Source organism: Vulcanococcus sp. Clear-D1, from assembly GCF_014654725.1.
Classification (GTDB): domain Bacteria; phylum Cyanobacteriota; class Cyanobacteriia; order PCC-6307; family Cyanobiaceae; genus Vulcanococcus.
The window spans coordinates 322,499-345,540 of record NZ_JACVZV010000015.1 but is presented as its reverse complement, the minus strand read 5'-3'; the positions used below and the strand labels follow the sequence as shown (position 1 = coordinate 345,540).

The 23,042-nt window shown below is 64.1% G+C and carries 18 protein-coding genes; 15 read left to right on the top strand and 3 right to left on the bottom strand.

Translation table 11 applies throughout. The features are described 5' to 3' along the window. Positions 1–80 precede the first annotated feature (80 nt). The 5 genes from rpsB to H9532_RS06150 all read left to right on the top strand — a co-directional run bounded on the left by rpsB (position 81) and on the right by H9532_RS06150 (position 6,001). Positions 81–803, top strand: a complete 723-nt coding sequence (gene rpsB / locus H9532_RS06170) for a 30S ribosomal protein S2 (RefSeq protein WP_296366500.1) — start codon at positions 81–83, stop codon at positions 801–803. Between the two features lie 134 nt (positions 804–937). After that, positions 938–1,594, top strand: coding sequence for a translation elongation factor Ts (gene tsf, locus H9532_RS06165; RefSeq protein ID WP_296366498.1), 657 nt, complete (start codon positions 938–940; stop codon positions 1,592–1,594). Further along, positions 1,594–2,817 carry a hypothetical protein gene (locus tag H9532_RS06160; protein ID WP_296366495.1) on the top strand — a complete coding sequence of 408 codons (1,224 nt, stop codon included), beginning with the start codon at positions 1,594–1,596 and terminating at the stop codon, positions 2,815–2,817. Before tsf ends, H9532_RS06160 begins: the two co-directional genes overlap by 1 nt. A 14-nt stretch (positions 2,818–2,831) precedes the next feature. Next, entirely contained in the window at positions 2,832–5,267 is a 2,436-nt protein-coding gene (recG, locus tag H9532_RS06155) for an ATP-dependent DNA helicase RecG (protein ID WP_296366493.1), read from the top strand. Between the two features lie 5 nt (positions 5,268–5,272). Next, the gene (locus tag H9532_RS06150; protein WP_296366492.1) at positions 5,273–6,001 is read left to right on the top strand and encodes a M15 family metallopeptidase; all 729 of its coding nucleotides are present in this window, start codon (positions 5,273–5,275) and stop codon (positions 5,999–6,001) included. On the opposite strand, the gene sir is transcribed toward H9532_RS06150, so the two are convergent. After that, positions 5,984–7,792: a sulfite reductase, ferredoxin dependent gene (sir, locus tag H9532_RS06145; protein WP_296366489.1), complete on the bottom strand. Its 1,809-nt coding sequence runs from the start codon at positions 7,790–7,792 to the stop codon at positions 5,984–5,986. The two genes, H9532_RS06150 and sir, sit on opposite strands and share 18 nt — an antisense overlap. Before the next feature lie 154 nt (positions 7,793–7,946). On the opposite strand from sir, the gene glyS reads away from it, so the two are divergent. Together glyS and H9532_RS06135 are read left to right on the top strand one after the other, a co-directional pair. Next, positions 7,947–10,112, top strand: a complete 2,166-nt coding sequence (glyS, locus tag H9532_RS06140) for a glycine--tRNA ligase subunit beta (RefSeq protein ID WP_296366488.1) — start codon at positions 7,947–7,949, stop codon at positions 10,110–10,112. A gap of 94 nt (positions 10,113–10,206) precedes the next feature. Continuing rightward, the gene (locus tag H9532_RS06135) at positions 10,207–11,307 is read left to right on the top strand and encodes a fatty acid desaturase (RefSeq protein ID WP_296366486.1); all 1,101 of its coding nucleotides are present in this window, start codon (positions 10,207–10,209) and stop codon (positions 11,305–11,307) included. Between the two features lie 84 nt (positions 11,308–11,391). Here the strand turns inward: H9532_RS06135 and chlP are convergent, their stop codons facing one another. Continuing rightward, a complete protein-coding gene (gene chlP / locus H9532_RS06130; protein ID WP_296366483.1) occupies positions 11,392–12,789 on the bottom strand; it encodes a geranylgeranyl reductase in 1,398 nt (465 codons plus the stop codon). Between the two features lie 122 nt (positions 12,790–12,911). Here chlP and H9532_RS06125 point away from each other — a divergent pair, with 122 nt between their 5' ends. The 8 genes from H9532_RS06125 (at position 12,912) to ccsB (ending at position 22,197) form a co-directional block, all read left to right on the top strand. Further along, a complete protein-coding gene (locus H9532_RS06125) occupies positions 12,912–13,670 on the top strand; it encodes a M15 family metallopeptidase (RefSeq protein ID WP_296366481.1) in 759 nt (252 codons plus the stop codon). After that, positions 13,670–16,240: a U32 family peptidase gene (locus H9532_RS06120; RefSeq protein ID WP_296366479.1), complete on the top strand. Its 2,571-nt coding sequence runs from the start codon at positions 13,670–13,672 to the stop codon at positions 16,238–16,240. Before H9532_RS06125 ends, H9532_RS06120 begins: the two co-directional genes overlap by 1 nt. A gap of 235 nt (positions 16,241–16,475) precedes the next feature. After that, positions 16,476–18,284 carry a translational GTPase TypA gene (gene typA, locus H9532_RS06115; protein ID WP_296366477.1) on the top strand — a complete coding sequence of 603 codons (1,809 nt, stop codon included), beginning with the start codon at positions 16,476–16,478 and terminating at the stop codon, positions 18,282–18,284. Positions 18,285–18,325: 41 nt separating this feature from the next. Beyond that, positions 18,326–18,685, top strand: coding sequence for a DUF309 domain-containing protein (locus H9532_RS06110; RefSeq protein ID WP_296366475.1), 360 nt, complete (start codon positions 18,326–18,328; stop codon positions 18,683–18,685). Positions 18,686–18,783: 98 nt separating this feature from the next. Further along, complete coding sequence (locus tag H9532_RS06105) at positions 18,784–19,293, top strand: hypothetical protein (protein WP_296366473.1); 510 nt, start codon at positions 18,784–18,786, stop codon at positions 19,291–19,293. Further along, positions 19,290–20,018, top strand: coding sequence for an LPS export ABC transporter ATP-binding protein (lptB, locus tag H9532_RS06100; protein WP_296366471.1), 729 nt, complete (start codon positions 19,290–19,292; stop codon positions 20,016–20,018). Before H9532_RS06105 ends, lptB begins: the two co-directional genes overlap by 4 nt. Before the next feature lie 77 nt (positions 20,019–20,095). Then, positions 20,096–21,223, top strand: coding sequence for an LptF/LptG family permease (locus H9532_RS06095; protein WP_296366668.1), 1,128 nt, complete (start codon positions 20,096–20,098; stop codon positions 21,221–21,223). 53 nt (positions 21,224–21,276) lie between these two features. After that, positions 21,277–22,197 carry a c-type cytochrome biogenesis protein CcsB gene (ccsB, locus tag H9532_RS06090; protein WP_296366469.1) on the top strand — a complete coding sequence of 307 codons (921 nt, stop codon included), beginning with the start codon at positions 21,277–21,279 and terminating at the stop codon, positions 22,195–22,197. Positions 22,198–22,338: 141 nt separating this feature from the next. Here the strand turns inward: ccsB and rpe are convergent, their stop codons facing one another. Beyond that, positions 22,339–23,022 (bottom strand): ribulose-phosphate 3-epimerase, encoded by a 684-nt coding sequence (rpe, locus tag H9532_RS06085; RefSeq protein WP_010308233.1) that lies wholly within the window; start codon positions 23,020–23,022, stop codon positions 22,339–22,341. Positions 23,023–23,042 lie beyond the last annotated feature (20 nt).

Sequence of the window (23,042 nt, the reverse complement as noted above, 5' to 3'; positions counted from 1 at the left end):
CACACCGCACACCTGCATGTTTCGGGTGACCCGCTCGCGGAGTCCCTGGCAGGTGGAGGCGAACCCGAAACCCTCAACTCATGGCTGTTGTCACTCTCGCCGAAATGATGGAGGCGGGTGCCCACTTTGGGCACCAAACCCGCCGCTGGAACCCCAAGATGTCGCGCTACATCTATTGCGCGCGCAACGGTGTTCACATCATCGACCTCGTGCAGACCGCTGTCTGCATGAACAACGCCTACAAGTGGGTGCGCAGTGCTGCACGCAGCGGCAAGCGCTTCCTGTTTGTGGGTACCAAAAAGCAGGCCTCCGAGGTGATTGCCATTGAGGCAACCCGTTGCGGCGCTGCCTACGTGAACCAGCGTTGGCTGGGCGGCATGCTCACCAACTGGACCACGATGCGCGCCCGCATCGACCGCCTCAAGGACCTCGAGCGCATGGAAGCCTCCGGCGCCATTGCGATGCGTCCGAAGAAGGAAGCCGCTGTGCTGCGTCGTGAGCTCGAGCGTCTCCAGAAGTATCTGGGCGGCCTCAAAAACATGCGTCGTCTGCCCGATGTGGTGGTGCTGGTGGACCAGCGCCGCGAGACCAACGCTGTGCTCGAAGCCCGCAAGCTCGATATTCCCCTGGTGTCGATGCTCGACACCAACTGCGATCCCGATCTCTGCGACGTGCCCATCCCATGCAACGACGACGCCGTGCGTTCGGTGCAACTGGTGCTTGGCCGTCTCGCCGATGCCATCAACGAAGGTCGCCACGGCGCTAACGACCAGCGCGGCGGTTACGACGACGAGGAAGGCTGAACACCAGCCCGTCAGGCCTGAGGGCTGAGAAGCTCTCGCCTGATGACCTCAACCCTGCGGCGATGGAGCTTCCCTGAGGGGGAGCTCCTGCCTGTTTGAGCCCAGCATTTTTTCCCTCTTTCCACTTCAGATCCATGGCTGAGATCTCCGCCAAGCTCGTTAAAGAACTGCGCGACGTCACCGGCGCCGGCATGATGGACTGCAAGAAGGCTCTTGCAGAAACCAACGGCGACAAGGACAAAGCCGTTGAGTGGCTGCGTCAGAAGGGCATCGCTTCCGCCGAGAAGAAGTCGGGCCGTACCGCAGCTGAAGGCGCTATCGGCAGCTACATCCACACCGGTGCCCGCGTGGGTGTGCTGGTGGAAGTGAACTGTGAAACCGATTTCGTGGCCCGCGGCGAGATCTTCCAGGAGCTGATCCGCAACGTGGCCATGCAGATCGCTGCATGCCCCAGCGTTGACTATGTGAAGGTCGACGACATCCCTGCTGAAGTGGCCGAGCGCGAGAAGCAGATCGAGATGGGTCGCGACGACCTCGCCGGCAAGAAGGAGGAGATGAAGGAGAAGATCGTGGCCGGCCGCATCGGCAAGCGCCTCAAGGAAATGGCCCTCATGGATCAGGCCTACATCAAGGACAGCGGCATGACCGTTGAGGAGATGGTGAAGCAAGTAGCCGGCAAGGTGGGCGAGAACATCCAGGTGCGCCGTTTCGTGCGCTTCACCCTGGGTGAGGGCATCGAGGTGCAGAAGATGGACTTCGCGGCTGAAGTGGCTGCGATGCAGGCTGCCTGATGCGCGAGGAGGCCCAGCGCCAGATCAACCTGCTCCTGCAGCAGCAGGAGCAGCTGGCACCGGAGCTCTATCGCGACCTGGCCCTGTATCTCCAGGTCCTGCGTGAAGGCCTGCTGCATGGCGTGCAGCAGGCCTGTTTTCATCTGGCCACTCAGGTGGTCCCTGATCGCTACAACCAGTTACCGCCTGAGCGGCGCCAGGCCTTTCAACAACGCCTGCAAGAGCTGGTGCAACGCACCGGCACCCTGCTCACGGTGGAGCAGGTGATCGGTTTGGCTTCCCAGCAGCAGCGCCGTGAGCATCGCCGCCAGCGCGCCCAACAGCAGCGGATGCTGGAGGCCTTTCTCAATGGCGACGGCGCCGACAACAGCGACGAGGGCGACAGCCGCGCAGCGGCAGCAGATGACGTGGCTGCACAGCCAGGGCCCAGTGCCAGCGGATCGGTGCATCTGAGCTTGGATCTGCCTGTTTCAGCTGATCTCTTTGATCGCGGGCTACCCGGCCTTGCCGTGCCACAGCCTGCATCGCAGTCACCCGCGCCGGAGCCCTCCGCCGACGTGCCAGCGGACTCGCCGTCTTCGGAGCAGGCGTTGCTGCAGTCGCTGTTCCAAATGGCCGCCGAGGGTCTGCAAGCCAGCAGCAACACCCCAACACCCTCAGCTGATGCGCAGGCCGAGCAGGATGCCGAGCCCGCCGGTGAGGCGGCGATGCTCCTTGCCGCGCCTGCTGATCTCGACACGCGGGTCACCGCTGCATCGCTTCCCCGCGATCCACTGCTGCAGCTGCGCTGGTGGACCCATTTCGATCGCGCCCTACGCCGCCGGCTGCGCAACCTCTCCCATGCCATCAACGTGGAGATGCTGCGTCTGGGCCTGGCCCAGGGCTTGCTACCGATGAATCTGTTGGATGCCGTGCTCGATGGGCAGGTCGACGCCCTGCCGGCCCCGGCCAACCTGCTGCGACTGCCGTTGCCCTTGGGCCAGGTGCTCGGGCCCAATGCCCCCACCGAGGTGCTCACCCTGCTGCTGCGCTGCTCAGATCTCGAATACGAGCAACCTCGGCTGCGCACCTGCCGCAAGCGACTGGAGCAGCGCCGTCGCGCATTGCGCACAATGGCCAAGCGTTACCGCAGTTGGCAGCGCCGGCTGGATGCCCTCGAGGCTGAACATCAGTGGTATCAGGACCATGCTCACAACCTGAAGCCGGCGGCGGAGCATTCCTGAGCCTTCAGGCCTGGTTGCGGCCCCTGCAGCAGGGGTTGCAGCTGGAGGCTGATCATGGTTTTGGCAACCTGCAGGGCCGGCGTGAGCCCTTCCAAGCCTTTCTGAGCCGCAGCCTGCGCGAGGTGCCGCAGCCCTTGCCTCCGCACCAGCAGCAACTGCTCAGCCAGCTCGCGGAACAGTTCGATGCCTACGGAGAGCTGAGCCAGGCCCGCCGTCAGGCTTTGGTGCGCCGCACCCGTCAGTCGCTGCATGAGCTGCAGCGAGCCCATGCTCCCGCGTTGCCGGTGTCTGCGCCGCGGTTGCGCCTGGTGTCCGATGCTCCCCAGCCCAGCGGCACGGTTGGTGTCATCCACCCCCAGACCCCGCTCAGTGAGATCAAGGGAGTCGGTCCCAAGAGCGCCGCGCGTCTCGCGGCCCTGGATCTGTGGGTGGCACGCGATCTGGTGCGGTATTACCCGCGCGACTATCTCGATTATTCGAACCTGGTGCGCATCGCAGCGCTGGAGCCCGGCCGCACCGCCACGATCGTGGCCACGGTGCGCCGCAGCCACAGCTTCACCAGCCCCCGCAACCCCAACCTCTCGATCCTGGAACTGCAGCTGGTGGACATCACCGGCCGCATTCGCATCTCCAAGTTTTTTGCTGGCAAACGTTTCAGCTCACCGGCCTGGCTGAAGTCACAGCAACGGCAATACCCCGCGGGTGCCACGGTGGCCGTGAGCGGTTTGGTCAAGGAAACGCCCTACGGGCCAGCCTTTCAAGATCCGTTGATGGAGGTGCTGGCCAGCCCTAATGCACCGGTGCAGAGCGAGCAGATCGGCCGGCTGCTGCCCGTGTATGGGCTCACGGAGGGCCTCACGGCGGATCGTTTGCGGGCTCTTGTTCGGCCCCTGCTACCGGCGGCCCAGCGCTGGCCGGATCCTCTGCCCACGGGGCTGCAGCAGCAGGAGCAGTTGGTGGATCTGGCGACGGCTCTCACGCAGATCCATGCCCCCAGCAACCAGGACACCCTGGCCAGCGCGCGGCGGCGCCTGGTGTTCGACGAATTCCTGCTGCTGCAGCTGGGCCTGTTGCAGCGCCGCCGTCAGCTCACCAGCCGCCCCGCTCCGGCCCTCCATCACCCGAACGGCAACCTGCTCACGGCCTTCCTGCAGCTCTTGCCCTTTCCCCTCACCGGCGCCCAGCAACGGGTCCTGGCAGAGATTCGCGCCGATCTGGAGCGCGAGCAGCCGATGGCCCGGCTGGTGCAGGGCGATGTGGGTAGTGGCAAAACCGTTGTGGCCATTGCCTCGCTGCTCACCGCCATCGAAGCGGGTTGCCAGGGGGCGCTGATGGCGCCCACCGAGGTGCTCGCCGAGCAGCACTACCGCAAGCTTTGTGAATGGCTGCCGCAGCTGCATGTGAGCTGCGCCTTGCTCACCGGATCAACGCCTGCCCGGCGCAGGCGGGAGCTGTTGGCTGATCTGGCCAACGGCACGCTAAAGATGCTGGTGGGAACCCATGCGCTGTTGGAAGACCCGGTGCAGTTCGCGCGCCTGGGGCTGGTGGTGGTGGATGAGCAGCACCGTTTCGGCGTGCATCAACGCAACCGCCTGCTGGATAAGGGTTTGCAGCCCCACCTGCTCACCATGACGGCCACGCCGATCCCCCGCACCCTGGCCCTCTCGTTGCACGGTGATCTGGAGGTCAGCCAGATCGATGAGCTCCCGCCGGGCCGTACACCGATTCGCACGGCCCTGCTTTCAGGTGGTGAACGGGATCAGGCGTATCAGCTGATCCGTGAGCAGGTTGCCCTTGGCCAGCGGGCCTATGTGGTGCTGCCTTTGGTGGAGGAATCGGAGAAGCTCGATCTGCGCTCCGCGGTGGAGGTGCATGAGCAGCTGAGCACCCAGATCTTTCCTGATCTGCAGGTGGGCTTGCTGCATGGCCGCATGCCCAGCCCCGAGAAGCAGGCGGCGATCGGTGCCTTTGCCGCCGGCGACACCCAGGTGCTGGTGAGCACCACGGTGGTGGAGGTGGGTGTGGATGTGCCGGAAGCCAGTGTGATGGTGATCGAGCATGCCGATCGCTTTGGCCTTGCGCAGCTGCATCAGCTGCGGGGGCGGGTGGGCCGTGGCGCAGCCGCCTCCTACTGCCAGTTGATCAACGACAGTCGCAACGCCCTGGCGCGGCAGCGGCTGGAGGTGCTGGTGCATTCCACCGATGGCTTCGAGATCGCCGAGATGGATCTGCGCCTGCGGGGGCCGGGGCAGGTGCTGGGCACCCGCCAGAGTGGATTGCCGGATCTGGCCCTGGCCAGCCTCACCGATGACGGCGATGTGCTCGAGCAGGCGCGCCGCGTGGCTCAGCAGATCATGGAGAGCGATCCCAGCCTGGAGGCCCACGCCGGCCTGGCCGCCGCCCTGGCCGAGCAGCGCCAGCGCACAGCGGCCCCAGCCCGTCTGAACTGAGCGGTATGCGCCCCTGGAGCCCGATCCCCATCCATGACTGCGGCGAACCGCTGCTGCCGTTGCCGGGTGCGTTGCTGCGGCTGGAGCCCCATCCCTATGTGATGGCAGGTGCCCCCTACGGCGCGGACATCTGCCCGTTTCGCCTGCGGGAGGGGGTGATCGAGCGCCTGCTTCAGGCGCAGCGGTTGTTGCAGGACCGCAGCCCCGGCGATCGCCTGGCCATCTTTGATGCCTGGCGGCCCCTGGCGGTGCAGCGGTTCATGGTGGCCTACGCCATCGCCGAGGAATGCCAGCGGCGTGGGGTGGAGCCCCACCAGCGCAGCCCTGAGCTGGATGCGGTGGAGCAAGAGGTTGGGCGCTTCTGGGCACCACCCAGTGAAGATCCAGCCACGCCACCGCCCCACAGCACCGGCGCTGCTGTGGATCTCACCCTGGCGGGGCCTGATGGAACGCCCCTCGATTTGGGTTCGCCGATCGATGCGATCGGCCCCGTGTCAGAGCCCGATCACTTCGCTGTTGTCGCCAGGGAAGCCAGCGATCCAAGGCTGCGCAGCCAGGCGGCCTTGTTTCAGCAGCGCCGCGATCGACTCGCTGCCGTGATGCTGGAGGTGGGGTTTGCCCAACACCCCAACGAGTGGTGGCACTTCAGCCACGGCGATCAGCTGTGGGCCTGGCGCACGGGGCATCACCAGGCCATCTACGGACGCTGCGGCGGCTCAGGCAGCTCCAGCTAGCAGCTCCTTGACCTGCTCGCGGCCCAGCTTCGCCACATAGTCGCCGAAGGAGCGGCGACCGCCTGCCGCTTTCCAACCCAGCAGGAGCGGTTCAAGGGTGCTTTCCAGCTTCTCCAGCGGCATCCGCTCGAGGTAGGGCTCCGCCAGGCGAGTGAGGTTGGGCGTGCCACCCAGCCAGAGCTGGTATTGATTCACGCCGTCGCCCACCAGGCCAAGCTCCGCCATGTAGGGCCGCGCGCAACCGTTGGGGCAGCCCGTCATGCGCACCAGCATCGGCTTTTCGATCTCCAGCCGCCGCAGTTGTGCGTCCAGACGATCCAGCACATCGGGCAGGATGCGCTCGGCTTCCGTGACGGCTAGGCCGCAGAGGGGAAGCGCGGGGCAGGCAATGGCATGGCGTGCCAGCAGCGGTGGTGCATCCGGTGTGGTGATGCCCATCGCCTCCAGGGCACTGCGCACACTGGCGCGCTGGGCGGTGCCGATGTTGCAGAGCAGCAGGTCTTGGTTGGGGGTGAGGCGCACGTCCAGTTGATAGGTCTCAACCAGTTGGCGCAGGCCGCGCTTGAGATCACCGGCGAGGCGCCCGCACAACAGCGGAATCCCCACGAACCAGGTGCCGCTGCCCTGGCGGTGCCAGCCCAGGTAATCCTGGAGTTTGGCCTTGGGCTCCAGCCGCATTCCCTTGATCGGGTGCTGGAAGTACTTGGCTTTGAGCTCCTGCTTGAACCAGGCGATTCCCTGATCGTGAATCAGGTATTTCATCCGGGAGTGGCGGCGGTTGTTGCGATCGCCGTAATCGCGTTGCAGAGCCAGGATGGCCTGCACCAGATCCAGCACATGCTCGGCCTCCACATAGCCGAGGGGATCGGCAGTTCGAGCGAAGGTTTCCTCCTTGTTGTGGGTGCGCCCCATGCCACCGCCCACGTACACATTGCAACCGCGCAGGCTGCCGTTCGCGTCGGCGAAGGCAACAAGTCCGATGTCCTGCGTGAGCAGATCCACCGAGTTATCGCCAGGCACCGTCACGGCACACTTGAATTTGCGGGGTAGATAGGTGGTGCCATAGAGCGGCTCCTGGCTGTCGCCGCTGAACACACCGTCATCCATCTGGCGCTCGCGCACCTTGTTCACCGCGCGGCTCGGCTTGATCCGATAGCTGAGTTCTCCATCCACCCAGAGATCCAGATAGGCGCCTTCAGCGGCCACGGGGCTCAGGGTGTCGGCGATGTCATTGGCGAGTTGGCGAGCGGCGGGGTAGGCACCCTTGTCGAACGGGGCGGCGGGAGCCATCACGTTGCGGTTGATGTCGCCGCAGGCCGCCAGGGTGGAACCCATGCCGCGCACGATCGTGCCGATGACCTCGCGCAGGTTGTGCTTGCGGATGCCATGCATCTGAAACGCCTGGCGTGTGGTGACACGCAGCGTTCCATTACCCAAACGATCGGCCAGATCGTCCATGGCGAGAAACAGTGAGGCCGGAATCCGGCCGGCAGGGCTGCGCAGCCGCAGCATCATCTGCCAGTCCTTGTCTTGACCCTTCTGTCGGTTATCGCGGTTGTCCTGTTGATAGCTGCCGTGAAACTTCAGCAGTTGAACGGCCCCCTCACTGAAATTGGGGAGCTCGTTCTCGAGCTCGGTGGCCAGGGGTTCGCGCAGGTAGCCGCTGTCGGCCTTCAGCTGCTCAAATTTGGTGCGCTCGGCGCCGTTGGCGATGCAAGGCGAGAAGCTGCGGCCGCTCTGAGGTTCAGAGCTGCGCTCATCGGACCCTGCCGTCACGGTCACACGCTGCATCGAAATGGAACCATGACCGTAGCGAAACGCCGATCAGCACTGGCTTCAATCCGCTGGTGTTGCCCCTGCAACGCGGGCTCGGGCCAGCTCTTAGGCGAGGTCGAACCATCCAGACCCCTTCAATACAGTGGTCGGCTGTTGTGGGCTGAACCTCGTGTCGACCTTTCTGCTGGAGATCGGGACCGAGGAACTCCCTGCTGATTTCGCCCGGCTAGCGCTGCCTCAGCTTGAGCAGATGCTTCGCCGCGATCTCGCTGAGGCTCGCCTGGGTCATGGTGCGATCCGCTGCACCAGCACCCCGCGCCGCCTGGCGGTTCAGGTGGCAGACCTAGAGGCTGCCGCACCCGATCTGGAGGAGGAGCGCAAAGGGCCGCCAGCGGCTCAGGCCTTCAAGGACGGCGCGCCCACACCGGCTGCCGTGGGTTTTGCCAAGCGTTGTGGCATTGATCCTTCGGCCCTCGAGGTGCGTGAGACCCCCAAGGGCCCGTTTGTGTTCGCCACGGTGCTCGAGCGTGGGCGATCGGCCCCGGAACTGCTGAGTGAATGGATTCCGCTGTGGATCAGCAGTCTTCAGGGCCGCCGCTTCATGCGTTGGGGCTCGGGCGAAAGCCGCTTCTCCCGCCCTGTGCGTTGGCTGGTGGCGATGCTCGATGGCCAGGTGGTGCCGGTGCGGCTGGAGGGCAGTGATCCCGAGGTGGTCAGCGGAAACACCAGCCGCAGCCACCGTCTGCGCGGTGGAGCGGTGACGATCAGCAGCGCCGCCGCCTACGACAACGATCTTGCGGCAGCTGGGGTGCAGGTGGATCGTGGCCAACGGGCGCACTGGATCCGGAGCAACGTGGATCAAGCGGCAGCGGCACTACAGGCGAACCCCGATCTGCCGGAGGATCTGTTTGAAGAGCTCACCGACTTGGTGGAAGCTCCTCTGCTGATCGAAGGCAGCGTGGATGAGCACTACCTCGCCCTGCCGGCTGAGGTGCTGAGCACGGTGATGCGCGCCCATCAGCGCTACGTACCGCTGTATCGCCAGGGTGCGGCGCAGGACCCATTGGCCCTCGATGCGCGCAGCAGCTTGCTGCCTCGCTTCCTGTGCATCGGCAATGGCCTTCCCGAGGCGCTCGCCACGGTGCGCCGCGGCAACGAGCGGGTGCTCAAGGCCCGTCTCGCGGATGCTGAATTCTTCGTGCATGCTGACCGTGCGGTGCCCAGCATCGATCGGCGCGATCAGCTCGCCCGCGTGACCTTTGCCGCCGGCCTGGGCTCCCTGCTCGATCGGGTGGAGCGCCTGGAATGGTGCACGGATGTGCTGCTGGAGCTGTTGGAGCTTCCTGCAGGCACCGCGAGCCACGCCCGCCGGGCGGCCCATTTGTGCAAGCACGATCTGGTGAGCCAGATGGTGGGGGAATTCCCCGAACTTCAGGGGGTGATGGGCGGAAAGTACCTCCTGGCTGAAGGTGAGCCCCGTGAGGTGGCTCTGGCGGTGCTGGAGCACTATCTGCCCCGGGGTGCAGGCGATGCCTTGCCAGAGTCGGATGCCGGTGCGGTGGTGGCCCTGGCTGAGCGCCTGGAATTGCTTCTGAGCATCTATGCCAAGGGGGAGCGCCCCAGCGGCTCTTCTGATCCCTATGCCCTGCGCCGCGCCGGCAACGGCGTGCTCCAGATCCTCTGGGCGAAAGGCTGGAGCCTGAATCTGCAGCAATGGCTGGAGCGGGCCACGGCCCACTGGGCTCAGCTGCTGCCGGAGTTCAAGGTGGATGCCGCTGCCCTGGCTGCCGAGCTGTCTGAGTTTCTGCGCCAGCGCCTTCAGAGCCTGTTGGAAGAGAGCGGCACGGCTGTGGATCTGGTGCAGGCCGTGGCCGGTGATGGTGTTCCGATCGAGCGCGTGATCACGGATCCGGCGGATGCACGTCAGCGGGCTGAGCTGCTGATGGCGCTGCGCGCCAGCGGCGAGCTGGCAGCGGTGCAGGCGGTGGTCACCCGCGCGGCTCGCCTGGCCGAGAAGGGAGATCTCGCCACCAGCGTGCTCTCGGCTGCTGGGGTGGTGGATGCAGACCTGTTTGAGAAGAGCAGCGAAGCCGGGATACTGGCCGTGATTCAGCAATTGGAGCCAATCGCCACCAGCGATCGCGCTGATCGCTACAGCCGCTTGGCCCAGGGGTTGATCAGCGGTGCATCGGCCTTGGCTGCGTTCTTCGATGGCGATCACAGCGTGATGGTGATGGCTGAGGACGCCGCCATCCGCGGCAACCGCCTCAACCTTCTGGGTGTGCTGCGCAATCAGGCATCGGTGCTGGCCGACTTCAGCCGCATCAGCGGTTGAGGCGTCGCGGATCAGCGCGCGCCTGTGCAAGCCCATTAGGGTGTGGATTGAGCAGGTGATGCATCGCACCTGGTGATCAGGTTCGGCATCCTCCTTGCAACAAACCCAGCTTCGGAACCGCGGCGAATTTTCGCTGGCTCCCTTTCGTCGACCAGACAACCTCCGGGCTGTCTGGCAGTTGCTCTCCACCCTTGTTCCAACGGCCCTGCTCTGGGCCTGTTTGCCCTGGATCTGGCGGCCGCTGCGGCTCGAATCGCTGTTGATCGCGCCAGCTGTCGCTCTGTTGGTGCTGTTTTCAGCTCGCAGCTTTTCATTGATGCACGACTGCGGCCACGGCTCCTTCTTTCGAAGTCGCGCTCTCAACCGTGCCGTTGGCTTCCTGCTCGGCGTTGTGAACGCGATCCCGCAACATCCCTGGTCGCGCGGCCACGCCTTTCATCACCGCCACAACGGCAACTGGGAGCGCTATCGAGGGCCGTCGGCGCTGATCACCGTTGAGCAGTTTCAACAGCTCTCACCTGAGCAGCAGCAGCGCTATGGCTGGTCGCGGCATCCGTTGATGCTCTTCCCGGGTGGGTTTTCCTATTTGGTGGTGCGTCCACGGTTGCAGCTGTTGCTTGGGTTAGCGGAATGGTTGGCGGCCATGACAGGGGAGCTGCGCCGTGATGGTTGGCGTGCCTTGTTCAGTTTGTATCCACGCACGCTGAGCTTCCAATCCAGCCATTGGTATACGGCTGATGAATTCATCGATCTGGCGGCGAACAATGTGTGCGTGCTGGCCAGCTGGTGGTTGATGAGCCGATGGCTGGGAGCGGGATTGTTCTGGGGCACCTACGCGATCGTGATGACCTGCTCGGCTGCCATCTTCATCTGTATCTTCTTTGTGCAGCACAACTTCCCCGACTCCTACGCCCACCGCAGCAACGACTGGAGCTATTTCAAGGGAGCGATGGAGGGCAGCAGTAACCTGATTCTTCCTGGAATCCTCAACTGGTTCTCCGCGGATATCGCCTTCCACAGCATTCACCACCTGTGCGAACGCATTCCCAACTACCAATTGCGCGCCTGTCATGAGGCCAACCAGCATCTGCTGGGCGAGTGCACGTATCTGCGCATCAGAGATATCCCTCGTTGCTTCGATTTAATTCTTTGGGACAGTGCCCAGCAGCGACTGGTCTCCACGTCTGAGGTGTAAGCGCTCTCGTTCTGGCTTGAAGCGCTTGCAGGTTGACACAAAAAAGCCGCCCTTTCGGGCGGCGTGATCTGTGCTGAGACGGCTTCAGCCTTTACCAGCCAACACTGGTTCGCGCTCGTCCGAGGCTGAATCGGAGGCAACAGCTGCATTGGCTTTGCCTTCTTTGGCCTTGCCCACGCGGATCCCACCTTTGATCGTGCTCACCGCCAGCATGGCGTTCACTTCCGCTTCGTCGCGTACAGCGCTGGGCACCGGCTTGTAACCCTGCGGTGCCAGAGCGTTGCCGCGCAGCACCGAACCCAGGGTGAGCAGGGTCAGCTTGAGCTGCTGCCAGGGGTTCATCGCCACCACCCGCTTGTAGAGGTAGCTGTCGAAGGTGAGGCGCTGCACGTCCTTGTCATCGCACATCTCCACGAACGCTTCGCGGGCCGCATCGTTGCGGTAAAAGATGTTCTGGAGGATTTCCAGCACTTTGTAGGTGGCGCCGTACTGGCGGTCCCACTTCTTCAGGTACTTCTTGAGATCGGCCTCACTGGGCACCTTGCTGCCGCCCTGGCTCGACTCCACGATCTGCTCGGCGCACATGCGGCCGCTCTTGGCGGCGAAGTAGATGCCTTCACCCGAGCTCTTGGTCACATAGCCAGCGGCATCACCGACCAGGGCCATGCGACCCACCACACGTCGCGGGCGCGGGTGCTCGGGGATCGGGTGGGCTTCCACCTTGATCACCTCACCGTTCACCAGGCGCTTTTTGGCGCGCTCACGGATGCCTTCCTGCAGGCTCTTGATCAGGCCCTGGTTCTCCTGCATGGTGCCGGTGCCCACGGCCACGTGGTCGTATTTGGGGAACACCCAGGCGTAGAAGTCGGGCGACACATCAGTGCCCACATACATCTCGGCGAGGCTTTCGTAGTACTTCATCTCCTCGGCCGGGAGCTTGATCCGCTCCTGGAAGGCGATGGCCACGTTGTAATCGCCGGCATCCATGGCTTTGGCCACGCGGCTGTTGGCGCCATCGGCACCGATGATCAGATCCACCTCGAGACTCTTGGTGGTGCCGGTGGCCTCACCGTCGCTGTAGTCGGAGTAGGTGAGGGTGTAGGGGCCCTGACGGTTGGCGCCGGTGTCGATCTTGGTCACCAGACCGTTCACCAGGTTGGCACCGAGATCTGCAGCACGGTTGCGCAGGAAGGCATCCATCACCTCGCGGCGGCACATGCCGATGTATTCGTTCTGGTTCTCGAGATTGATGTCCACCTCGCGGTTGGAGGGGGAGATCATCTTCATGTTGCGCACTTTGCGGTCGATGATCGACTCGGGCAGGTCGAACTCATCCACCATGCAGAGCGGGATGGCACCGCCGCAAGGCTTGGCGTTATCCAGCTTGCGCTCGAAGATCCAGGTTTGGATGCCGGCCTTGGCCAGGACTTCCGCAGCACAGGATCCGCTCGGGCCGCCGCCCACCACCGCGACTCGCAACATCTTGAAACCCGCTCCGCCAGAAGGATGTTGGGGCGAAGCTAACACCGCTGAGCAGGCAGCTGCTGGCGCTCCTTGGGCACCGCCTTACCATCGGTCAACCCTGCTGCGATGGGAGTCGTCGCTTGCCCAGCGCCAGTCGGCAGTCCACAGCCACGCGCAACGCAACACGGCGTGGTGCTGACGACATCCCGCTCGCTCAGCGCACCATCTCCCCTGCCCTGAAGCGCAGGCCGGTTTTGCGCATTGCGCTCACAGCGGCCGGAGCTGCATTTCTGACAGCTGGCGCGTTGGTGGTGGTGTTCCCTCAGCCCCTCCGTCGCCTGATGGCGCCGCCGCCGGTGCAGGGCTTGCAGGCCCGGGTTGGCCTGGATGGCCGCTTGCTCGGCCACTTCCCCTATGGCGAAGCTTCCGCTGCTGATCTGGTGGCCATCGCGCCTGGTGTGCAACTCCATCGCGATGCGGCATCAGCCTTGTTGCGTCTGCAAGACGCTGCTGCAGCCGACGGCATCGATCTGCGGGTGCTCAGCGCCTACCGCTCGATCGATCTGCAGAAGCAAATCTTTTTTGATGTGAAGTCGGAGCGCAACCAAAGTGCCCTCGAGCGCGCCCAAGTAAGTGCGCCACCCGGCTTCTCCGAGCACAGCACGGGCTATGCCGTTGATCTCGGCGATGGAAATGCCCCCGATACCAACCTGTCGGCCAGCTTCAAATCCACACCAGCCTTCGCCTGGTTGCAGGCCCATGCCAATCGCTTCCATTTCACCCTCTCTTTCCCGGAAGGGAACGCCCAGGGCGTGAATTACGAGCCCTGGCATTGGCGTTTTGAAGGCTCTGCTGAGGCCCTCAAAACCTTCGAAGCCGCCCAGCGGCTCAACCGCTGATGGCGGGCTTGCCTGAATTGTTGGCTCCCGCCGGCTGCTGGGAGTCGCTGAAGGCGGCCGTGGCCAACGGCGCTGATGCCGTGTATTTCGGTGTGGAGCAGTTCAATGCCCGCTTGCGGGCCGAAAATTTCCGCACCGCCGATCTGCCGGAGGTGATGGATTGGCTCCATCGGCGCGGTGTGAAGGGATTCCTCACCGTGAACGTGCTCATCTTCGCTTCGGAGCTTGAGCAAGCGGCGGATCTTCTGCTGGCCGCTCAAGCCGCGCGCGTGGATGCCTTGATCGTGCAAGACGTGGGGTTGGCCTGGCTGGCGGGTCAGCTCACCCCCGATCTGGCGATCCACGGATCCACGCAGATGTCGATCACCAGTGCCGCAGGGGTGGCGATGGCGGCCGAACTCGGCTGCACCCGTGTGGTGCTGGCGCGTGAGTTGAGCCTGCGGGATCTCCGCCGCATTCAGGACCAATTGCAGCGCCGTGGGTTAACGATGCCGCTGGAGGTGTTTGTGCACGGTGCGCTGTGTGTGGCCTACTCCGGCCAGTGCCTCACCAGTGAAGCCCTGGGTCAGCGCAGCGCCAACCGCGGCGAGTGCGCCCAGGCCTGCCGGCTTCCTTATCAATTGATCGTGGATGGCGAAGAACGGGATCTGGGGGAACAGCGCTATTTGATGTCACCCCAGGATCTGGCCGCCTGGGATCTGCTGCCCCAGCTCGCTGACTGCGGTATCGCCAGCTTGAAGATCGAAGGCCGTCTCAAGGAATCCACCTATGTAGCGGCCGTTACTGAAGCCTACCGGCGTGGCCTGGATCAGCTGCGGCCTGGGGAGACCGATGAGGTTGCGGGCGTGGATCCCCCCTCGGAGATCTGCGCCAATCACGAACCGAATCATTCCGCTGATACCGACACTCTGCGGCGCCAACTCGAACTCAGCTTTTCCCGTGGCCTGAGCCACGGCTGGCTCGATGGCGTGAACCACCGCCAGCTCGTGCACGGCCGCTGGAGCAAAAAGCGTGGGCCTTGGTTGGGCCGGCTGGAGAGCGTGGAGGCGGGCGGGCGGCTGATCCTGCGCAGCAAACAAATGCTCAAGCCTGGGGATGGCGTGGTGCTGGAGATCCCCAGCCGTGATCCACTGCTGCCACCTGCTGAGATCGGTGGGCGGCTCATGCAGGTTGATCGCTTGCCCCGCGGCCGAGTCGCTCTCACCCTCGGGCCCGGCCGGATCGATTCTCGCGGCCTCCAGCCCGGTAGCCCCTGCTGGCTCACCAGTGATCCCCAGCTGGAGAGCCGGCTCCAGCGTTTGGCGCAGCAGGAGGTGCCTGAGCAGCGGCGGCCTCTCTCCTTACGGGTGTCGGGCAGGGCCGCTGAGCCCCTGCTAATCGAAGTGCTGGGCGGCACGGCCCGCGTGAGTTCTGAGCAACCGCTGGAACCAGCCCGTGGCCCCGGTCTGGATCAAGAGCGATTGCGGCAACAGCTTGGCCGGCTCGGTGGCACCCCCTGGCAGCTCGATCAGCTCGACGTTGCGCTCGAAGGGGAGTTGTTTCTGCCGGTGGCACAGCTCAATCAGCTCCGGCGCCGCCTGGTGGATCAATTGGCTGAGAGCACCACCACCGGACCCGCGGCCCCGCATTCGCGTTCCACTCCCGACGCGCAGGTGTCTGAGGTATTGCACACGTTGCTGGCGGCACAGATCAGCGGTGAAGGATCGGATGCACAGCTGCGCCATCAGCCGCACCTGGCGGTTCTGGTGCGCAGCCTGGAGCAGTTGGAGTCGCTCAAGGGCCTACCGCTCCAGCGCGTGATCGTGGATCTGGAGCACCCGCGCCAGCTGCGAGATGCGGTGGAAAGCGGCCGTGGCTGCTGGCCTGGTGGTGTGTGGGTCGCCGGCCAGCGCATCTGCAGGCCAGATGAGGCCTGGAGCCTCGAGCCGTTGCTGCGCGCAGGCGCCGATGGTTTTCTGGTGCGCAATGCCGACCAGCTGGAGCGGCTCACGCCCGTGGCCCCTTGCCAGGGAGATTTCTCGCTCAACGTGGCCAACCCGCTCTCAGCCCGTTGGTTGATCCAGCGCTGGGGGCTGGAGCGCATCACCGCGAGCTACGACCTTGCTCTCGATCAGCTGCTCGCGTTGGTGCGTGGCTGCCCTGCCAACAGCGTGGAGATCACCCTGCATCAGCACATGCCGCTCTTTCATATGGAGCACTGCCTGTTCTGCGCGTTTCTTTCTGAGGGGCACGATCACACCGATTGCGGTCGACCCTGCGAAAGCCATGAGGTGCTGCTGCGGGATCGCAGCGGCGCGGAGCATCCGCTGCGGGCTGATTTGGGTTGCCGCAACACCCTGTTCAACGGCCGTGCCCAGACAGCGGCCGAGGCCATTCCGCAGTTTCTCAAGGCGGGTGTGCGTGATTTCCGTGTGGAACTCCTCCAAGACAGCGCCGCCGACACCCGACGCCGGGTGGACCTGTATCTCCAGGCCCTAGCGGGCGAGCTCAGCGGCCGGGCTGTGTGGCAGCAGGAGCAGTTGGAGAGCCGCCTTGGTGTGACCCGGGGCACGCTGGCTGAGCGCCGTTGAAAGCCAGGGTGAGCGCGACGCTGCGATAGATTCTCTTAACGCACCGTAGGGGTCATCGGTCTGGGTTGTGGTCGTTGTTCATCAACGCTTCACGCCATTCAGACCACGCTGCAAGAGATACCAGCCCTGATCGCTCCGCTTTCTGCCATGCGATTCGGCTCAGGGGTTTCAGACACCGTTCCCACGCCAACGCCTGCGGCGTGCGCCATCGAGATCACAACCAACACCACCATTTATGAGCGGCGAGCATCCGGGAACCCCGATCCGCAATATTGCAATCATTGCCCACGTTGACCACGGCAAAACCACCCTGGTGGATGCGCTGCTGGCTCAGTCGGGCATCTTCCGCGACAACGAGGCCGTCCCCACCTGCGTGATGGACTCCAACGATCTGGAGCGGGAGCGCGGCATCACCATTCTCTCCAAGAACACCGCGGTGGACTACGAGGGGATCCGGATCAACATCGTGGACACCCCTGGCCACGCCGACTTCGGCGGTGAGGTGGAGCGGGTGCTCGGCATGGTGGATGGCTGTCTGCTGATCGTGGACGCCAACGAGGGCCCGATGCCCCAGACCCGCTTCGTGCTGAAGAAGGCCCTGGAGAAGGGTCTGCGCCCGATCGTGTTCGTCAACAAGATCGACCGTGCCCGCGTTGATCCCGAGCAGGCCGTCGACAAGGTGCTCGACCTGTTCCTGGAGCTGGGCGCCGACGACGATCAGTGCGACTTCCCCTATCTGTTCGGCAGTGGCATGGGCGGCTACGCCAAGCCCGACATGGCCACCGAGAGCGAGACCATGCGTCCGCTCTTCGATGCCATCCTGCGCCACGTTCCGCCGCCGGTGGGTGATCCCGAGAAGCCCCTGCAACTGCAGGTGACCACCCTCGACTACAGCGATTTCCTCGGCCGGATCATGATCGGCCGCATCCACAACGGCACGATCCGCGCCAACCAGCCGGTGGCGCTGCTCCGCGACGACGGCAGCGTCAAGCGCGGCCGCATCAGCAAGCTGCTGGGCTTCCAGGGTCTGCAGCGGGTGGAAATCGAACAGGCCCGCGCCGGAGATCTCGTCGCCGTGTCTGGTTTCGATGAGGTGAACATCGGCGAAACCATTGCCTGCCCGGATGAGCCCAAGGCTCTGCCGCTGATCAAGGTGGATGAGCCCACCCTGCAGATGACCTTCGTGGTCAACGATTCGCCCTTCGCCGGCAAAGAGGGCAAGTTCGTCACCAGCCGCCAGGTGCGCGACCGTCTGAACAAAGAGCTGCTCACCAACGTGGCGCTCCGCGTGGAAGACACCGATTCCCCCGACCGTTGGGCCGTGAGTGGTCGCGGTGAACTGCACCTGGGCATCCTGATCGAAACGATGCGCCGTGAGGGCTATGAGTTCCAGGTGAGCCAGCCGCAGGTGATCTTCCGCACCATCGATGGCACTCCTTCGGAGCCCTTCGAAACCCTGGTGCTGGATGTGCCCGAAGAGGCCGTGGGCGCGTGCATCGAGAAGCTCGGCATCCGCAAGGCTGAAATGCAGAACATGGAGAACACCAACGACGGCCGTACCCAGCTGGAGTTTGTGGTGCCTTCCCGCGGCCTCATCGGTTTCCGTGGCGAGTTCATCCGCGCCACCCGCGGTGAGGGGATCATGAGCCACTCCTTCCTCGATTACCGCCCGATGCAGGGTGACTTCGAGACCCGCCGCAACGGTGTGTTGATCGCCTTCGAAGAAGGAACCGCCACCTTCTATGCCCTCAAGAACGCCGAAGACCGCGGCCAGTTCTTCATTACCCCTGGCACCAAGGTCTACAAGGGCATGCTCGTGGGCGAGAACAACCGCCCTCAGGATCTCGAGATCAACGTCTGCAAAACCAAGCAGCTCACCAACATGCGCTCCGCCGGCGCTGAAGAGCTCGACACCCTGCAGGCACCGATGCAGATGACCCTGGAGCGCGCTCTGGAATACATCGGTCCCGACGAGATGCTCGAGGTGACCCCCGAGTCGATCCGTCTGCGCAAGCTGCCGGCGAAGAAACCCGCTCGCCGCTGATCCCTGCGTTGAATCAGCCTCCGTCTGAGGAAGCCAGCCTGATGGTCGATCCCCGCTTCGGGGAGGCCGTCAGGCTTTTCAATGCCGGCGAGTGGTACGCCTGCCACGACGGCTTTGAGGAGCTCTGGCATGAAACCCAGGGCCCCTGCCGCAAGGTGCTGCAGGGCATCCTGCAGATCGCGGTTGCTCACTTGCATCTCGAGCGTGGCAATCGCCGCGGGGCCACGGTGCTGCTCGGAGAGGGCCTGGGGCGCTTGCACAGCGCAGGACCAGCCCAGCTGGGCCTTAATCTCGATCAGCTGCGTCAGCAGGCACGGGCGCGGTTGCAGGCGTTGCAGCAGGAGCAGGACCCCACGGGGTTGCCGCTGCCGCGGCTCCATGCTGATTGCGCAGATGCCTGATGGGCCAGGCGAACTGAGCGATACGATGGCGCCATTCACACCGAGGGGAGCGGGGTTTGGCCGCCGAGTGCAGCATGCCCAGACACGCTTCCGCTCTGGTGGTTGCTCTGTTTCTCACCGCAGCAGCCTTGCCGCAGGGTGCCGCAGCGCAAGAGGCTGCAACATCTGCTGAGCCACCGGCTCCGGCTGAGCCAGCCGCAGCGGCTCAGCCGCCCGCTCCGGCCCAACCCGCACGGGTCTCGACTGGTCTGGTCACGATTGAATCCGATCAGCAGCGTGCCGATCAACTCACGGGCGTGATCACCGCCACGGGCAACGTGCGCATCGTCTACCCCGATGAGCGGGTTGTAGCCACCGCCCGCCAAGCCCAGTACTTCAGCAAGGAAAACCGCGTGGTGCTCAGTGGCGATGTGGACATCGTTCAGGAGGGGGGCAACCTGATCCGGGCTGAGCGGGTGGTGTATCTGGTGGATGGTGAACGCCTGATTGCCATCCCCCCGACTGGCCAGCAGGTGTTCAGCCGCGTTCGGATCCAGCAGACACCCCCAGCCTCACCAGCTGCGACCCCAGCGGCTGCGCCTGCGCCCGCTCCGGCTGCTCAGCCATGAGCTTGGTACTGGATCATGTGGCGCTGACCATCGGCGGTCGGCCACTGGTGAAGCAGGTGAGCCTCAACCTCAATCCCGGCGAGGTGGTGGGTTTGTTGGGCCCGAATGGCGCGGGTAAAACCACCACCTTCAACTTGGTTACCGGTCTGCTGCGGCCGGATTCCGGCGCCGTGGTGATGGATGGTCAACCGGTTGCCGATCTCTCGATGCCTCAGCGGGCACGGCTTGGCATCGGTTATCTCCCCCAGGAAGCGAGTGTGTTTCGCAATCTCAGTGTGCGCGACAACCTTTTTCTGGCCCTACAGGAGAGTGCAGCACCCCGTAGTCAGCGCAGCCAGCGGGTGGAACAACTGGTGGATGATTTCCATCTCCGCCCTTTCGTGGAGCGCCGCGGCTTCCAGCTCTCCGGAGGGGAACGCAGGCGCTGCGAAGTAGCCCGCGCCCTGGCCGTGGGTGAACACGGACCGCGCTATCTGCTGTTGGATGAACCCTTTGCTGGGGTGGATCCGTTGGCCGTGGCGGACCTGCAAAGCCTGATTGCCCGGCTGCGCGATCGCGGCATGGGGATCCTGATCACCGATCACAACGTGCGCGAAACCCTCGCCATCACCGACCGGGCCTACATCCTCACCGAGGGCAGCATTCTCGCCAGCGGGCCCTCGCGGGAGATGGCCAACGACCCCCTGGTTCGGCGTCACTACCTCGGGGAGGATTTCAGGCTGTGAGCACGCTTCCCTCCCTCTTCGAACCTTTTCAGCGCCAGTTGCAGCGGTTGAAACGCCAATGGCAGCGGCTGCCGTTGATGGATCGCTGGCTCTCCTCGGAGTTGCTCGGCCCGCTGTTGTTCGGGATTGCGGCCTTCACCGCTGTGTCGCTGTCGGTGGGGGTCGTGTTCGAACTGGTGCGCAAGGTGGCCGAGGCGGGGCTCCCTCCACTGGTTGCCATGCAGGTTCTCGGTTTACGGCTGCCGGGCTTTCTGGTGCTCTCGTTCCCCATGGCCACCTTGATGGCCACCCTGTTGGCCTTCAGCCGGTTATCGAGCTCCAGCGAACTCACCGCCCTGCGCAGCATCGGTGTGCCCACCTGGCGGATGGTGGTTCCCGCGCTCGTGGTGGCGGCCTTGATGACGCTGCTCACCTTTGTGTTCAATGATGTGATCGTGCCCAGCGCCAACCTGGCGGCAGCCGACACACTCGATTCCGCCCTGGGCCGCTCGGTTGCTGCAGAACGCGGCGACAACGTGGTGTATTCCCGCTACGCCGAACTCACGACCATTGATGAGAAAGGCCGTGAGCGCACCGGCAACGACCTCGCCCAGCTCTTCTATGCCCGCCGGTTCCGCGAGGGAAAAATGTATGAGGTCACCTTGGTGGATTTCACCAAGGCAGGCCACCAGCAGCTCTTGATTGCGAAAACGGGCATTTGGAACGAACCGCGCAGCATGTGGGAATTCCGCGATGGCCGCATTGTCGATATCGATAGCGCCAACAACCGCACCACATCCGCTGATTTCGACCGTTATTTCTATCCCTTCACGAAGGCACCCTTGGATGTGGGCAAATTGCCCAGCGATGCCGCCCAGATGACCGTTGCTCAGGCCTGGCGAGCTGAAGCACTTCTCGAGCAGGCCGGCGATCGCAAAGAAGCCAGGCGGTTGCGGGTGCGCATTCAGGAGAAATTCGCCTTCCCGGCCATCTGCCTGGTGTTCGGCTTGATTGGGAGCAGCCTGGGTGTTCGTCCGAATGCCCGCACCAGCCGCAGCCAGGGCTTTGGCATCAGCGTGCTGCTGATCTTTGGCTACTACCTGATGTCATTCATTTTCAGTTCGCTGGGTATCAAAGGCACCTTGATGCCTTTCTTTGCCGCCTGGATGCCGGTCTTCATCGGCCTTGGCGGCGGTCTTGTGCTGTTGAGACAAGCCAGCCGCTGAGCCCGCCCTTCACGGCAGACTGGGCGCCATTCCCTGCGTGGTTTTCCTTTTTCGTGACCGATCCGGTTTTGGCTCTTGGCCTCGGTGCCTTCGCCTTGCTGCTCCTGGCATTACCCCTGGCCTTCTGGAGCGTGAGCGGCGGCGGGCAGGGCAGTCAGGCTGTGCGCTTGATGGTGGCAGCGGCCAACCTGGCGCTCACCGCCCAGCTGGTGTTGCGCTGGTGGCAGTCGGGTCACTTCCCGATCAGCAACCTCTACGAATCACTCTGCTTCCTGGCCTGGGCCTGCACTCTCACCCAGTTGTTGGTGGAGCGCAGCTACCCCTCCCCGATCGTGGCGGCGGCCGCCACGCCGATGGGTCTGGGTTGTGTTGCTTTTGCCAGCTTTGCCCTTCCTGATCAGCTGCAGCAGGCCGCTCCGCTGGTGCCGGCCCTGCGCTCCAGCTGGCTGGTGATGCACGTGAGCGTGATCATGGTCAGTTACGCCGCTTTGCTGGTGGGCTCGCTGCTCTCCTTGGCGGTGTTGTTCACCGACCGCGGTCAGCAACTGGAGCTGCGCAGCAGCTCGATCGGCAGCGGAGCGTTCCGCCAGGCCAGTCTGGCCACCGAAGGCGGCTCACCAGTAGCTCTGCAACTAAGCAGTGCCACTCTTTCGCTGAGTGAGCAGCTCGATAGCCTCAGCTACCGCACGATCACCGTGGGCTTCTTGCTGCTCTCGATCGGCATCGTGAGCGGTGCTGTGTGGGCGAATGAAGCCTGGGGTAGCTGGTGGAGCTGGGACCCCAAGGAAACGTGGGCGTTGATCTGCTGGCTCGTGTATGCCGCCTATCTGCACACCCGGCTGAGCCGCGGCTGGCAGGGCCGCCGGCCGGCGATGGTGGCTGTGGCCGGCTTGGTGGTGATCTGCGTTTGCTACATCGGCGTGAACCTGCTCGGCATCGGCCTGCACAGCTACGGCTGGTTCCTCAGCGCCTGATCGCTGACTGGAGCAAACAGCAAAAACCCCGCTATCTGCACAGCTCGTGCGGAAAGCGGGGTCTTCAGAAAGCGATGTTTTGTTTGGCAGGGCCTGCGTTTGATCAGGCCCTGCACATCTTGATGCTGGCAGCCGCTGCGATCAGGCAGCCACAGCTACCGGGCGCTTGCTGTTGCGGATGCCGGTGATGGCATCGGCGTAGCTGGGCTGATTGAACACGCCCGAGCCACTCACGATGGCGTTAGCGCCGGCCTCGATCACCTTCCAGGCATTTTCGGCTTTGATGCCGCCATCCACTTCGATCCACGGATCAAGGCCGCGCTCATCGCACATACGGCGCAGGTCGCGGATCTTCTGCACCTGGTTCTCGATGAAGCTCTGGCCGCCGAAGCCAGGGTTCACGCTCATCACCAGAACCAGGTCGCACAGCTCCAGGCAGTACTCGAGCGTGTCGATCGGGGTGCCGGGGTTGAGCACGGCGCCGGCCATCTTCCCGAGATCCTTGATCTGGGCCAGGTTGCGGTGCAGGTGGGTGCAAGCTTCCACCTGAACGGAAATGATGTCGGCCCCGGCTTTGGCGAAGTCGGCCACGTATTTCTCGGGCTCAACGATCATCAGGTGAACGTCGAGCGGCTTCTGGGTCACAGGACGCAGCGCCTCCACGATCAGGGGGCCGATGGTGATGTTCGGCACGAAGCGGCCGTCCATCACATCCACATGAATCCAGTCAGCACCGGCTTGATCCACAGCGCGCACGTCATCGCCGAGGCGGGAGAAATCGGCCGAAAGGATCGACGGCGAGATCACCAGGGGTTTGGTGCTCATGGCAGCGCTGCTGGCAGAGA

Excerpts from the sequence above, each read along its gene's own strand:
- H9532_RS06150 (WP_296366492.1), top strand. The coding sequence starts at position 5,273 with ATGCGCCCCTGGAGCCCGATCCCCATCCATGACTGCGGCGAACCGCTG.
- rpsB (WP_296366500.1), top strand. The coding sequence starts at position 81 with ATGGCTGTTGTCACTCTCGCCGAAATGATGGAGGCGGGTGCCCACTTT.
- H9532_RS06110 (WP_296366475.1), top strand. The coding sequence starts at position 18,326 with ATGGTCGATCCCCGCTTCGGGGAGGCCGTCAGGCTTTTCAATGCCGGC.
- H9532_RS06160 (WP_296366495.1), top strand. The coding sequence starts at position 1,594 with ATGCGCGAGGAGGCCCAGCGCCAGATCAACCTGCTCCTGCAGCAGCAG.
- chlP (WP_296366483.1), bottom strand. The coding sequence starts at position 12,789 with ATGTTGCGAGTCGCGGTGGTGGGCGGCGGCCCGAGCGGATCCTGTGCT.
- tsf (WP_296366498.1), top strand. The coding sequence starts at position 938 with ATGGCTGAGATCTCCGCCAAGCTCGTTAAAGAACTGCGCGACGTCACC.
- rpe (WP_010308233.1), bottom strand. The coding sequence starts at position 23,022 with ATGAGCACCAAACCCCTGGTGATCTCGCCGTCGATCCTTTCGGCCGAT.
- sir (WP_296366489.1), bottom strand. The coding sequence starts at position 7,792 with ATGCAGCGTGTGACCGTGACGGCAGGGTCCGATGAGCGCAGCTCTGAA.
- H9532_RS06120 (WP_296366479.1), top strand. The coding sequence starts at position 13,670 with ATGGCGGGCTTGCCTGAATTGTTGGCTCCCGCCGGCTGCTGGGAGTCG.
- typA (WP_296366477.1), top strand. The coding sequence starts at position 16,476 with ATGAGCGGCGAGCATCCGGGAACCCCGATCCGCAATATTGCAATCATT.
- H9532_RS06095 (WP_296366668.1), top strand. The coding sequence starts at position 20,096 with ATGGATCGCTGGCTCTCCTCGGAGTTGCTCGGCCCGCTGTTGTTCGGG.
- lptB (WP_296366471.1), top strand. The coding sequence starts at position 19,290 with ATGAGCTTGGTACTGGATCATGTGGCGCTGACCATCGGCGGTCGGCCA.